The sequence below is a fragment of the Paenibacillus liaoningensis genome (assembly GCF_059609455.1).
Genome location: NZ_JCAALU010000014.1, coordinates 202145 through 213898, shown reverse-complemented (window position 1 = coordinate 213898; position 11754 = coordinate 202145). Strand labels below are relative to the sequence as shown.

General features: G+C 51.1%; 13 protein-coding genes. All 13 read right to left on the bottom strand.

Features of this window, described 5'->3' with window-relative positions; translation table 11 throughout:
• Nucleotides 1-109: 109 nt before the first annotated feature.
• Nucleotides 110-1921 carry a spore germination protein gene (locus AC6B99_RS22475; protein ID WP_496664282.1) on the bottom strand — a complete coding sequence of 604 codons (1812 nt, stop codon included), beginning with the start codon at nt 1919-1921 and terminating at the stop codon, nt 110-112.
• A 59-nt stretch (nt 1922-1980) separates the two neighbouring features.
• Nucleotides 1981-2409: a stage V sporulation protein AB gene (locus AC6B99_RS22470; protein WP_056028907.1), complete on the bottom strand. Its 429-nt coding sequence runs from the start codon at nt 2407-2409 to the stop codon at nt 1981-1983.
• On the bottom strand, nt 2402-3052 hold the full coding sequence (locus AC6B99_RS22465) for a stage V sporulation protein AA (RefSeq protein WP_155972713.1): 651 nt from the start codon (nt 3050-3052) through the stop codon (nt 2402-2404). The genes AC6B99_RS22470 and AC6B99_RS22465 overlap by 8 nt, the downstream gene beginning before the upstream one ends.
• 113 nt (nt 3053-3165) lie before the next feature.
• Nucleotides 3166-3921: an RNA polymerase sporulation sigma factor SigF gene (sigF, locus tag AC6B99_RS22460; RefSeq protein WP_046231980.1), complete on the bottom strand. Its 756-nt coding sequence runs from the start codon at nt 3919-3921 to the stop codon at nt 3166-3168.
• A 19-nt stretch (nt 3922-3940) separates the two neighbouring features.
• On the bottom strand, nt 3941-4369 hold the full coding sequence (spoIIAB, locus tag AC6B99_RS22455) for an anti-sigma F factor (RefSeq protein WP_056032668.1): 429 nt from the start codon (nt 4367-4369) through the stop codon (nt 3941-3943).
• Between the two features lie 14 nt (nt 4370-4383).
• On the bottom strand, nt 4384-4737 hold the full coding sequence (gene spoIIAA / locus AC6B99_RS22450) for an anti-sigma F factor antagonist (protein ID WP_056028909.1): 354 nt from the start codon (nt 4735-4737) through the stop codon (nt 4384-4386).
• Nucleotides 4738-4935: 198 nt separating this feature from the next.
• On the bottom strand, nt 4936-6150 hold the full coding sequence (locus AC6B99_RS22445; RefSeq protein WP_496664281.1) for a D-alanyl-D-alanine carboxypeptidase family protein: 1215 nt from the start codon (nt 6148-6150) through the stop codon (nt 4936-4938).
• 414 nt (nt 6151-6564) lie between these two features.
• Nucleotides 6565-6735, bottom strand: a complete 171-nt coding sequence (locus AC6B99_RS22440) for an aspartyl-phosphate phosphatase Spo0E family protein (protein WP_081418563.1) — start codon at nt 6733-6735, stop codon at nt 6565-6567.
• Between the two features lie 165 nt (nt 6736-6900).
• The gene (locus tag AC6B99_RS22435; RefSeq protein WP_494858686.1) at nt 6901-7725 is read right to left on the bottom strand and encodes a purine-nucleoside phosphorylase; all 825 of its coding nucleotides are present in this window, start codon (nt 7723-7725) and stop codon (nt 6901-6903) included.
• A 101-nt stretch (nt 7726-7826) separates the two neighbouring features.
• The gene (gene deoB / locus AC6B99_RS22430) at nt 7827-9011 is read right to left on the bottom strand and encodes a phosphopentomutase (RefSeq protein WP_496664280.1); all 1185 of its coding nucleotides are present in this window, start codon (nt 9009-9011) and stop codon (nt 7827-7829) included.
• A 135-nt stretch (nt 9012-9146) separates the two neighbouring features.
• Nucleotides 9147-10037 carry a site-specific tyrosine recombinase XerD gene (xerD, locus tag AC6B99_RS22425; RefSeq protein ID WP_496664279.1) on the bottom strand — a complete coding sequence of 297 codons (891 nt, stop codon included), beginning with the start codon at nt 10035-10037 and terminating at the stop codon, nt 9147-9149.
• 107 nt (nt 10038-10144) lie between these two features.
• Nucleotides 10145-10378: a DUF4227 family protein gene (locus AC6B99_RS22420; RefSeq protein WP_056028919.1), complete on the bottom strand. Its 234-nt coding sequence runs from the start codon at nt 10376-10378 to the stop codon at nt 10145-10147.
• Nucleotides 10379-10458: 80 nt separating this feature from the next.
• Nucleotides 10459-11574, bottom strand: coding sequence for an alanine dehydrogenase (ald, locus tag AC6B99_RS22415; RefSeq protein WP_056028921.1), 1116 nt, complete (start codon nt 11572-11574; stop codon nt 10459-10461).
• Nucleotides 11575-11754 lie beyond the last annotated feature (180 nt).

Here is an 11754-nt window from a genome sequence, read left to right as displayed (position 1 = left end):
ATTCCTCCATACGTGAATAGATTCGATTTGCACCAATAGCAACAGTATATCGTAATCTACCCGCAAGCGTAATGGATAATTTAACATGTCATTTGCATTTTTTCCGATTTCACTCCGTTTTAGGCATTTTATCGAGCTGCTGCGGCCGCAGCAGATTGGGCCGCTTGCGATTTTGCAGCACGGGCGTCCGGAAAATAATACTCATCATCGCTCTGAAGTCGAACGGGATGAACGGCCACATGTAAGGGCGGTTGAATGAACGCTCCATGCACAAAAACAGCAAGATGACCGTCGTCCCGACAATAAAGCCAGGAACCTGGAGAGCAGCTACAAGCGTAATGAGCACAAGTCTGATAATCCGGTTCGCCAGGCCCAGCTCATAGCTCGGCGTCGCAAACATGCCAATAGCCGCAACCGACATGTACAAAATGACCTCGTTGACGAAAATGCCTGTCTTCACTGCAATATCCCCAATGAGAATAGCCGATACGAGCGACATCGCCGTTGCCAGCGAAGTTGGTGTATGCACCGAGGCGAGGCGCAGCAGATCGACGCCGACCTCTGCCAGCAAAAACTGCACGAGCAGCGGCAGCTTGCCGGTTTTTGAAGGTCCGAGAAATTCCAGCGCCTGCGGCTTTAGCTCAGGATGGATAACGAACAGCAGCCAGAGCGGCAGCAGAAAAAGCGAGGCGAATATGCCAATAAATCGTACCCAGCGCAGATAGGTACCGATAAACGGCGTCTGGCGATTTTCCTCGACATGCTGGATAAGATCGAAATACGTCGTCGGCAAAATCATGACGCTCGGCGACGTATCCACGAAGACGACAACTGCCCCTTCAAGCAAATGTGAGGCTACGACGTCTGGACGCTCAGAGTAACGCACAAGCGGGAATGGGCTCCAGCCCCGTTTAACGGTCGCCTCCTCCAGCTGCTTGTCGGCAAGCGGAAGGCCGTCAACCTTGACGATCGAAATTTTTTCCTTAATGGATTTAAGCAATTCCTTGTCTACCAGATCGTTAATGTAGGCGATACAGACATCCGTCTGCGTTCGCTCGCCGATCTGCACCAGCTCGTAACGAAGCTGCGGGTCGCGCAGTCTGCGCCGTACAAGCGATATATTCATCATCAACGTTTCGACGAAACCGTCACGGCTGCCCCTGACGGCCCGCTCCAGGCTCGGCTCGTCCGGCGAGCGGGCCGGGTAGTTTTTGGCGTCAATGAGCAGCGCCGTCGCTTCCTTGTCGATGAACAGCGCCGTTCCCCCAGAGAGAATGCCCGTCAGCAGCTTGTTCCAATCCTGCTCAGACCTAACTTGAGTCGCTGGCACATACATATCTAGAAAGGCATGCAGCGCATCGGATGACAAATCGTCCGGCTGCAAATAGGTCAGCCGCTTAAGCACTTCTGTTTGCAGCGTATCCTTTGCCAAACCGTTCATAAACACGAAGGCAACCCGCCGCTCGCCGAAGATCATTTCCCGAACGACAACATCGAAGCTGGTGCCGTAGCCAAGCTCATTTTTCAGCCGCTCCAGCACGTCATCCAAATCAGAAGGTATTCGTTCCTCTCGGCCATCCTGCCCTTGCTTGCTGCCCTGCCCTTTGCCTTGCGACTTCCTTCGTCCCAGCGTTTTAGAACGGGCATGCAGCGGCTGGCCGTGGCCATGCTGCCCTTCCTCCCTATTTTGCTGCTGGTCGCTTCTACTCTCCTCGCGTCGCTCCTGATGCTCCCCTACAACAAGCTGCTTGGCGTGAATAAACTCCTTCACCTGCCGCCAGCCTCGTTTTCTTTTGCCGGATGAATGGATGTCCCTATCTGTATCCGTGCCCCGCTCATTTCCCAGCTTCATCATGTCAGGAATACTAGCGTGCTTGTAATCTTGTCCCGGTTCATTATGCTGCTCCTGATCCTTATCCATCTTCTTCCTTCACCTCACTCAGTTCTCCAGCATTGCCATCTTATTTCCCTGCCATTTTCCTACCATTGATACCAAAGCCAGTCCAGCAGCGATCCCAATGTTTTGCCAAGCACCATCGCCATCACAAGGCCAACTAAATAGTCCGACAAATGGATGCGTTTGGCGAGGATGGGGAAGACGTTCAGCACCTCCGTAAGCGCCGCCGCAAGCAAGCCGACGAAAATGCCGTTCAGCAGCCCGGCAGCCATTTGTGATGTAATGCCTGCAAGCGAAAGCTTCCAATCGAAAAAATCTGCGAATGTCCAATAGACCGCCCCGCTTATAACGGCCGTCTCAAACCAAATGGACAGGCTATAGGCATAAGCGATCTGCGCAAGCCGCGGAATAAGATCCAGCACCGTTAGCAGCGCCACCAGTCCGCTGCCTACTGCAAGTCCTCCCGATAAGCCCAGCATGACAATAAATGCATGAATCGGCCAATCAAGCATCGTCCTCACTCCGAGCGGTTTGGCGATCATTTTTTTTACGCATCTCGTCGGCGATGACGTAGGCGTTCACATTTTCCTGGTAGGTGAACAGCTCTACCTCAAGCGGATTCGGCTCTTCATTGAACCTTTTTCGGAACAGATGGTTGAAAAACAGCACCATGCCCAGCCCTATGCCGAAGGAATATGGAATTTGAAACCACAGCGGATGCTCGTTATGCTCTCCGGTAATCAGCTCGACGATCCGAATATGGACCTCCTTCATGCTGACGTCGGTATGGAAGTTCATAATTGCCAGACCCGCGCCAAAAAACAGCAGCAGCCACGAAAAAATAAGCAGCGGAATCCGCGGCTTGGGCGGCTTGTCCGCAATCATGACCAACACCTGCGGATCGCCATAGGCTTCAATAGACAAGCCTGGCTCAAGCTCCCGCAGCCGGCTGACGATTTGCAGCAAATCGATGACGACGCGGTTGCCGTCTGGCTTGCTGTGACGATATAGAACGAGCTGGCCCAAGCGGCGTTCCTGCTCTTCGGACTCGCCAAGCAGCCTCGCCGCCTGCCCGAGCGTCACTTCTTTCCCGGGGCGTATTCCAATCCGCTTGCGCAAGCGCAAATAGAGAGGCTGCCGCTGCATCGTATCCATCCGTCATCAGTCCTTTATCTGTACTTGGGTTCGTTTCCCTTTTAGTATGAGAAAAACAGGAATAAGATAGTCACGCTGCAGCAGGTAAAAACAAGAAAAAAAGATCAAACCGCCTACAAGGCGATTTGATCTTTGATGGACTGCAATATTTTTTTCTCCAGACGCGACACCTGTACTTGTGAAATGCCTAGACGACTCGCTACTTCTGATTGCGTCTTGTCCCGGTAATAACGCAAATACACGATGAGCCGTTCCCGCTCGCTAAGGCCTTCGATAGCCTCGGTAAGCGCAAGCTTGTCGAACCAGCGCTCCTGCGAATCATCGGCAATTTGATCCATCAGCGTAATGGGATCGCCGTCATTTTCAAATACCGTCTCATGAATCGAGGTTGGCGGCTTATTCGCTTCCTGCGCAAATACGACATCCTCCGGCGTAATGCCCAGCCGTTCCGCTACTTCACTAATAGTCGGCAGCCGTCCCAGCACCTTGGAAAGCTCGTCTTTCATTTTGCGCACCTTATTCGCCGTTTCCTTGAGCGAGCGGCTGACTTTAAGCGTACCGTCATCTCGCAAAAACCGCTGGATTTCACCGATAATCATCGGCACGGCATAGGTGGAAAATTTAACATCATAGGAAAGGTCGAATTTGTCAACCGACTTGAGCAGACCGATACAGCCGATCTGAAACAGATCGTCAGGCTCATAGCCCCGGTTGATGAAACGTTGAACTACTGACCATACCAAACGAATATTGCATCCTACAAGCGTGTCCCTTGCCAACGTGTCGCCAGACTGGCTTAACGCAATAAGCCGCTTTACTTCCGCATCATCCAAATACGGCTGAGCCGTTTGTTTCAACCCGGAATCCATGAGGTTCAACCCCTATGCGCTAGTTGTATAGCGCTTTTTTCGATTCAATTCGTTTCAGCATGCTGACGCGCGTACCGCCGCCAAGCTCGCTGACAACCTCGAATCGGTCCATAAAATTTTCCATGATCGTAAAACCCATGCCCGAGCGCTCAAGCTCCGGCTTGGAAGTGTAAAGCGGCTGGCGAGCCAAGTCCAAATCTTCAATACCGCGTCCATGGTCAATAACCGTCAAGGAGATCGTTTCTCCTTCAATATAACCCTCTATCGTCACTTTGCCGGCTGCGTCGCTATCATAGCCGTGAATAATCGCATTGGTTACCGCTTCCGAGATTGCTGTCTTTAAATCATTCAGCTCCCCAAGCGTCGGATCGAGCTGGGAGACGAAGGCTGACACCGCTACGCGGGCAAAAGCCTCGTTCTCTGAGCGGGCGCTGAAGGTTAATGTCATTTCATTGCTTCGCTTCACGATACCACCTCCAGACTTGAAATCGCCATCCGTTCATTATCATGAATTTCCAAAATTTTAAACAAGCCCGACATTTCAAAAAGCCGGTGAACGCTTGGACTAACGGCGCAGACAACCATTTTCCCGCCTCTTGCCTTCACCTGCTTATACCTGCCCAGAATGACGCCAAGCCCCGAGCTGTCCATGAATTGCAAATCCTTCAAGCTGAGAATGATGTGGTCGCTGCTTCCTCGTAAAATCGCATCCTCCATCTTGACCTTGACGACGTCGGCTGTATGATGATCCAGCTCTCCGCGCAGACGTACAATAAGCACATTGCGATAATGCTCCAGTTCAGCTTGCAAATTCATAATTGCTGTTCATCTCCTTTAAGCTGTGCATTTGGATAGAACTAGCATTTCTCCAGCGGGGCATGTGTTTCCTGCACGGCGACAAAACTAGAAGCAGAGCCCTAAGAGGTGACAAAATATGCAGCTTAAGCTCGCTATTTTCTGGCAAAACGCACGGAATGAATCCAGATTACCCTGTTCAATCCGATTTAATCCGGTTTAAGCGAACAATCCGCCAAACGAGCGCTTCAGCATTTTCCACCAGCCAGCCCGTTCAATCGTCTGCGGCGCATCAACGGGGAATTCCTTCAGCAGCTTGTCTCCCTGATAGACGAGAAGCTTGCCGATCGGCGCACCAATCGCAACAGGCGCTTTAAGCGAGCCGTCGATTTTCAGCTCATAGCGGATATCGCTCGTGTTTGCCCCTTTTTTGAGCAGCACGCTGTATGCATGGGGAGCGACCAGCTCAAGCTCGGACACCACGCCCTTCTCCACATGCACCTTGCCCATGGCATCGCCCTCTTTAAAAATCGGATGCGTCATATATTGGGCAAACGCATAATCAAACATTTGCGACACTTCCGTATTGCGTGTCTTCGTATTCGGCTCGCCCATTACGACTGCAATGATGCGAAGCCCATCCCGTCTTGCCGTGGCCGACAAGCAAAACTTAGCTTCATTCGTAAATCCGGTTTTCAGGCCGTCTGCACCGCTATAGAACCGCACAAGCTTATTTGTGTTGACGAGCCAGAATGGCTTCTCTGACGTTTTACGCAAATAATCCTGATACATTCCCGTGTATTTCGTAATATTCGTATGCTTGAGCAGCTCACGCGACATAACCGCAATGTCATGGGCCGACGAATAATGATCCTTTGAAGGCAAGCCGTTGCAATTGGCAAAATGGGTTTCCTTCAGCCCGAGCTGCTTCGCTTTCTCATTCATCATCGCCACGAATTGCTCCTCGGTGCCTCCAAGCTTCTCTGCCATCGCAACAGAAGCATCATTGCCAGAGGCTAGAGCAATTCCTTTAATCATGTCGTCAACGGTCATTTCCTCGCCGGGCTCCAGAAAAATTTGCGAGCCGCCCATGGAAGACGCATATTCGCTCGTCTGCACCTTGTCGGTCAGCTTGAGCTTGCCGTCAGCCAGCGCCTCCATAATAAGCAGCATCGTCATAATTTTGGTGATGCTTGCCGGAGGCAGCTGATCATGGCTGTTTTTCTCGTAAATAATCGTTCCACTGTCCGCATCCATAAGAATGGCAGAACGGGCCGATGGCGCCAAATGAGGCTCCGCGCTTCCGGACTGCTCCGCTGCTGGCAGCGATGGGAAGAGCGGTGTCTCAGCCACTTCTGCCGCGAATACAGCGGTTGGCAAAGAGACAGCTAGCGCAAGGATGCATAAGCACAGTTTATTCCATAGTTTTTTCAAGAACAGATTCCCTCCTATGAAGCTGCGGCATGCCCGTACTCCGCAAAATGTTCGGTTCACGGGAATTCGCCGCAATTCGGCTATATTTAAATATAAGAATTTATAAGTTTTACACTTATAAATGGGCTTATATTTCACCCGCGAAACGGAAGCTTTGCCGCCAAAGGACGGCTTCAGCCGTTTACGCTTGTCTTCCACAGTGTCGCCTGTTTTTATGTAAATTATTCCAAAATGCTTATATTCGTAAAAAAAACCGCCCTCGCAGAAGCTTTAGCTTCCTGCAAGAACGGTTTTTGAATTTTTTTACGTCATTACCTGCTAATTAAATCTAATTACCCCTTTTTATTGCGACAGTCGCCTTCGCTAAGCATCATTTGGCAGTTCTCAACATACGCTTCATGCCACTTGCTCTGTTTATTTATGGCTGGAAACGGTCCGTCGCTCTTCCTGCGCACGCACGATTAAAACGTCTAGCGATTGGCTTAGCCGCAGTACCTCTCGGTGAAGAAAAGTTTGTTTGATAAGCGCCGTCTCAACCATTTTATCGCGCAACTTCTCCATCTCCAAGAGCAATTGCTTGTCCATTTAACTCCACTCCATTTTTCTATAATTACGGACATTATACGACGATGGCGTTTTAAAATACTGTCACAATGAGTCGAGCCAATTGTTACAATTGTGTTACAAGTTTGCGGACAAAATAACACCAATTTCCAGCTTATTTAAACTACTTAAGCAGTAAACTGTTCTTTAAATGAGCGGAACCAAACCTTTTACAAGGTCTAAAAATTGAGATTTCACGCGCTCTGCCGTCTCCATAACCTCTTCGTGGTTAAGCGGCTGATCCAAAATCCCCGCAGCCATATTCGTAATACAAGAAATGCCAAGAACTTCAATTCCCGCATGTCTTGCGGTTATCACTTCCGCAACGGTCGACATTCCGACAGCATCTGCCCCCAAAACGCGCAGCATGCGAATTTCCGCAGGCGTTTCATACGTCGGTCCGAGCAGTCCAGCGTATACTCCCTCAGCTAGTGCAAGCCCTTGGCTTGCCGCAAGTTCACGGGCAATACCGCGCAGTCGTTTGCTGTAAGCCTCCGACATATCAGGGAAACGAACGCCCAGCTCGTTATCATTTGGGCCAATCAGCGGGTTTTTGCCTGTCATGTTCAGGTGGTCAGAAATCAGCATCAGGTTGCCGGATTCAAACGCAAGGTTGACGCCGCCAGCCGCATTCGTCACAAGCAGCGTTGATACGCCAAGTGCCTTCATTACGCGTACCGGAAATGCCGTCAGCTCTGGGCCGTAGCCTTCATACATATGAAAGCGGCCGCGCATCAATAGTACTGGCCGGCCGGACAAGGTGCCAATGAGAAGCTCTCCTGCATGGCCTTCCACTGTGGACACCGGGAAATGCGGAATATCGTGGTACGCAATCGTCACTGGATTTTCCAAATGATCGCCTAAAACACCAAGACCGGAGCCCATAATCAGGCCAACCTCTGGCAACAAGTCCGTACGTCCGGCAATGTAGGATGCCGCTTCTTTAATTTGTGCTGCTGTAATTACGCTCATAGTTATAGCCTCCAAGTCGTTCGTTCATTCATTCTTTAGTTCATTCGTTCATTCATTAGTTGATTCATTCATTCGTTCGTTATTTAATTTAGATAATTCAATTAAGCTTCAAGCAATTCGAGAAAGCTTGTGCCGTTTGGCGGAGTCTTTACGTTAAAGTTGTCGGCAATCGTCGCTCCTAAATCGGAGAAGGTTGCTCGCGACGCTAGCTGTCCAGGCTGCTTGAATGCTGGGCTATAAAGCAGCAGCGGCACATATTCCCGCGTATGGTCCGTACCCGGATGAACGGGATCATTGCCGTGATCTGCGGTAATGACTAGCAAATCGCGCGGTCCAATCGTTTGCGTAAGCTCAGGCAAAGCGCGGTCAAACTCTTCTAGTGCGGCGGCGTAGCCTTCTGGGTCTCTGCGATGTCCGTACAAGGAATCAAAATCAACGAGATTCGTAAACAGCAAGCCCTTAAAAGGCTCCTTCAAAGCAGCTATCGTACGGGCGATGCCATCAGCGTTGCTCTTCGTGGGCGTAGAAGCATTAATGCCCTCTCCATCAAAAATATCATTGATTTTCCCGATGGAAATCGTGTCGAGTCCGCCATCTTGCAGGGCATTAAGCACCGTAGGCTCCGGCGGCTTGACTGCATAATCATGGCGATTAGGCGTACGCTTGAACGCGCCCGGCTCCCCTTCATAGGGTCTGGCGATAACCCGCCCTACCGTATATCGCTCATCCATCGTCAGCTCACGCGCAATTTCGCAAGCGCGGTATAGTTCGTCTAGCGGGATGATGCCTTCATGCGCTGCAATTTGAAAAACACTGTCAGCAGAAGTGTAGACGATCCATGCTCCCGTCTCCATTTGCTCAGCGCCCAGCTCGTCCAAAATTTCCGTACCGCTTGCCGGCTTATTGCCGATGACCTTGCGTCCTGTGCGCTCCTCGAATAAAGCGATCAGCTCATCCGGGAACCCGCCTGGAAACGTCTGAAAAGGGACAGTCAGCTTCAGCCCCATCAGCTCCCAATGCCCGGTCATCGTATCTTTGCCAACCGATACCTCCTGCATTTTTCCATAGTAAGCGCCAGACTGTCCCTCTGCCGGCTTCCAATCGCCGAGCGGCGCAATACGGTCAAGGCCAAGCTGGCGCAAATTTGGCAGGCTTGTCCCCTTTACTCTTTCTACGATATGCCCAAGCGTATGCGAGCCAACGTCGCCGAACGCCTCCGCATCCGGCTGTTCGCCAATTCCAACGCTGTCGAGCACAATAACGGCAATACGATCAAATTTACTCATGTAGTCCCAACCTTTCTGGTAGTATATCTGGTGAAGAACAATGTGCTTATGTGAAAGGTTTGACTTTCCACCAACATTCGGTGCGCATCCGCACTGCCTGACCTAGTCTTAAGCAGCCGCTGACTTTGCTATCTTTCAAGCGCGTGGATGCGCGCTGTTGTATACATCTTTCATTTTCACCTTTGTCAGTTTGGAGTATTTCTGGGTTGTAGCAACATCGGCGTGGCCAAGCAGCGCTTGTACGGTACGCACATCAGCGCCGTTTTCGAGCAAATGGGCAGCGAACGAATGGCGCAGCGTATGCGGCGTAATATCCGCTTCAATGCCGGCCTCTTTTGCATACTTTTTGACCGTCTTCCAGAAGCCCTGCCGCGTCATCCGCGTCCCCAAATGATTCAAAAAGAGCGCGTCCTCCTGCTTGCCGTGCCGCTGCAGCCCGATTCTCCCATGCTTCAAATAATCTTCCAGCGCTTCCGCAGCTTTTCTTCCAAATGGAACAATACGCTCCTTCCGGTTGCTGCCTACACACTGAATAAAGCCGAGCTGCTGGTTGACGCTTGGCACATCCAGCGAAATCAGCTCCGACACGCGCATGCCTGTCGCATACAGCAGCTCCAGCATCGCCTTGTCCCGCTTTCCTGCTGTCGTCACGCATTGCGGCGTATCCAGCAGCAGACTTGTATGCTCCATCGATAAAATTTGCGGCGGTTTCGTTTCCTGCTTCGGCGATTCAATATAGATGGAAGGGTCGCGATCAATGAAACCTTCAACCAGCAAATAATGAAAGAAAGCGCGTATCGACACGATATGCCGCGATAAAGTAGACGGCTTGCGCCCATCCTCCTTTAATTGCAGCAAATAATGCGCCAAATGATGCTTTTGCACGGCCGCTGCTGCCTCGATATTCTGGCTTTCCATATAATCCAGTAGAAACAGCAAATCCCGCCCGTACGACTCCAAGGTATTTTTCGACAAGGAGCGTTCCACGCTTAAAAAACGAATAAATGAGTTCACCAAAGATTTCATCCTGTTTCCTTTCATGCTTCCAGCCTTTGCACGCCATTAAAGCGTACTTCGGTATTTCCACACCAAGGATCATAAATCCTGCTTGGCGAGCTTTTTATCCTGCCCAGCTATTCGCCGTACCAATAGAAAAAGCGCAGCCTATCCGCTATATTACCATTATCCCACTCATATGTACTATGCCAAATGGCCTTAACGGCCTCGCCTTGCGGAACTTCATAAGGATTGCTTGGCGACACGACATCAACGAGCCAATCATAGCCGCCAGTGGCGACGATGAACAAACCGATGAACAGCAGCATAAATACGAAGCGGCTGAACCATTTGCGCGCAGACAATACCATTAGCCTCTCGCCCCTCTCTATATATGCGAGCAGGTTTGTCCCGCCCATTTTACCATATGATGAGAGAGGGGCTTATATGCTCAAGCAAGCAGTGTTTGAATCGGTGTAAATGGCAGTTCCAGTGCCGCCGCCACCTGCTCATAGGTTAATTTGCCGCTATGCGTATTGACGCCTTTCTGCAGAGGCTCGCTGAGCTTTATCGCCGCCAGCCCGTCATTTGCGAGCAGCAGCGCGTAAGGCATGGTGACATTCGTCAGCGCAAAGGTCGAGGTGCGCGGCACAGCACCCGGAATGTTCGCTACCGCATAATGGATGACGCCATGTTTGACGTAAACTGGGTCCTTATGCGTAGTAGCCCGGTCAACCGTTGCAATGGAGCCGCCCTGGTCAACGGCGACATCGACGATGACTGCGCCTTTTTTCATCGTTTTGACCATTTCCTCCGTCACCAGATGAGGCGCCTTCGCCCCCGGAATCAGCACAGCGCCAATAAGCAAATCCGCCTTCGCCACCGCCTCGGCAATATGATACGTGCTCGACATTACGGTCTGAATGCGGCCGCCAAATATATCATCCAAGTAACGCATTCGATCAAGACTGCGCTCAAGCAGCACGACGGTTGCTCCCATGCCAAGCGCAACCTTCGCGGCATTCGTACCGACGATGCCGCCCCCGATAATGACGACCTCCCCCGGTGCTACCCCAGGCACACCGCCCAGGAGGACACCTCTGCCGCCGTTAAACGCCTCCAGAAACTGGGCGCCAACTTGTACTGCCATACGTCCTGCAACCTCGCTCATTGGCGTCAGCAGCGGCAGACTGCCATTTTGAAGCTGAATCGTTTCATAGGCTATAGCAGTAACCTCGCTGTCCATTAAAGCTTTCGCCAGCTCCGGCGCAGCCGCAAGATGCAAATAGGTGAACAAAAGCTGCCCTTTGCGGAAAAATCCATATTCCTCTGGGAGAGGCTCCTTTACTTTCATAATCATTTCTGCGCGTTCCCATACTCCAGCAGCCGAGTCTACGATTACGGCACCCTCGCTTGCATAATCGCCGTCTTGAAAGCCGCTGCCATCTCCTGCCCCTGTCTGTACTAGCACTTGATGTCCCGCTGCTTTAAGCATGGTGACGCCTGCTGGCGTCAATGCTACCCGGTATTCACTCGTTTTTATTTCTTTGGGAACGCCAATGATCATGAAAAAACCTCCTAAAGAAAATAATGGGGATATAGCCATATTGTACGTCAAAGGCTTGTCCTAAGCGATACAATTTCCATCTGCTGCAAAAAATATGTACTTGGGGACGAATACCCAGTCCACACCTCGCCCTCCTCCATACACTACACAAGTAGTCTCATGTCTGCCTAATAAATGGAG

What these genes read in the sequence shown, in the direction of transcription:
- AC6B99_RS22475 (WP_496664282.1), bottom strand. Translation starts at nt 1,921, where the DNA reads ATGGATAAGGATCAGGAGCAGCATAATGAACCGGGACAAGATTACAAG.
- spoIIAB (WP_056032668.1), bottom strand. Translation starts at nt 4,369, where the DNA reads ATGACATTAACCTTCAGCGCCCGCTCAGAGAACGAGGCTTTTGCCCGC.
- ald (WP_056028921.1), bottom strand. Translation starts at nt 11,574, where the DNA reads ATGATCATTGGCGTTCCCAAAGAAATAAAAACGAGTGAATACCGGGTA.
- AC6B99_RS22435 (WP_494858686.1), bottom strand. Translation starts at nt 7,725, where the DNA reads ATGAGCGTAATTACAGCAGCACAAATTAAAGAAGCGGCATCCTACATT.
- xerD (WP_496664279.1), bottom strand. Translation starts at nt 10,037, where the DNA reads ATGAAATCTTTGGTGAACTCATTTATTCGTTTTTTAAGCGTGGAACGC.
- deoB (WP_496664280.1), bottom strand. Translation starts at nt 9,011, where the DNA reads ATGAGTAAATTTGATCGTATTGCCGTTATTGTGCTCGACAGCGTTGGA.
- AC6B99_RS22465 (WP_155972713.1), bottom strand. Translation starts at nt 3,052, where the DNA reads ATGGATACGATGCAGCGGCAGCCTCTCTATTTGCGCTTGCGCAAGCGG.
- AC6B99_RS22420 (WP_056028919.1), bottom strand. Translation starts at nt 10,378, where the DNA reads ATGGTATTGTCTGCGCGCAAATGGTTCAGCCGCTTCGTATTTATGCTG.
- AC6B99_RS22470 (WP_056028907.1), bottom strand. Translation starts at nt 2,409, where the DNA reads ATGCTTGATTGGCCGATTCATGCATTTATTGTCATGCTGGGCTTATCG.
- AC6B99_RS22440 (WP_081418563.1), bottom strand. Translation starts at nt 6,735, where the DNA reads ATGGACAAGCAATTGCTCTTGGAGATGGAGAAGTTGCGCGATAAAATG.
- sigF (WP_046231980.1), bottom strand. Translation starts at nt 3,921, where the DNA reads ATGGATTCCGGGTTGAAACAAACGGCTCAGCCGTATTTGGATGATGCG.
- spoIIAA (WP_056028909.1), bottom strand. Translation starts at nt 4,737, where the DNA reads ATGAATTTGCAAGCTGAACTGGAGCATTATCGCAATGTGCTTATTGTA.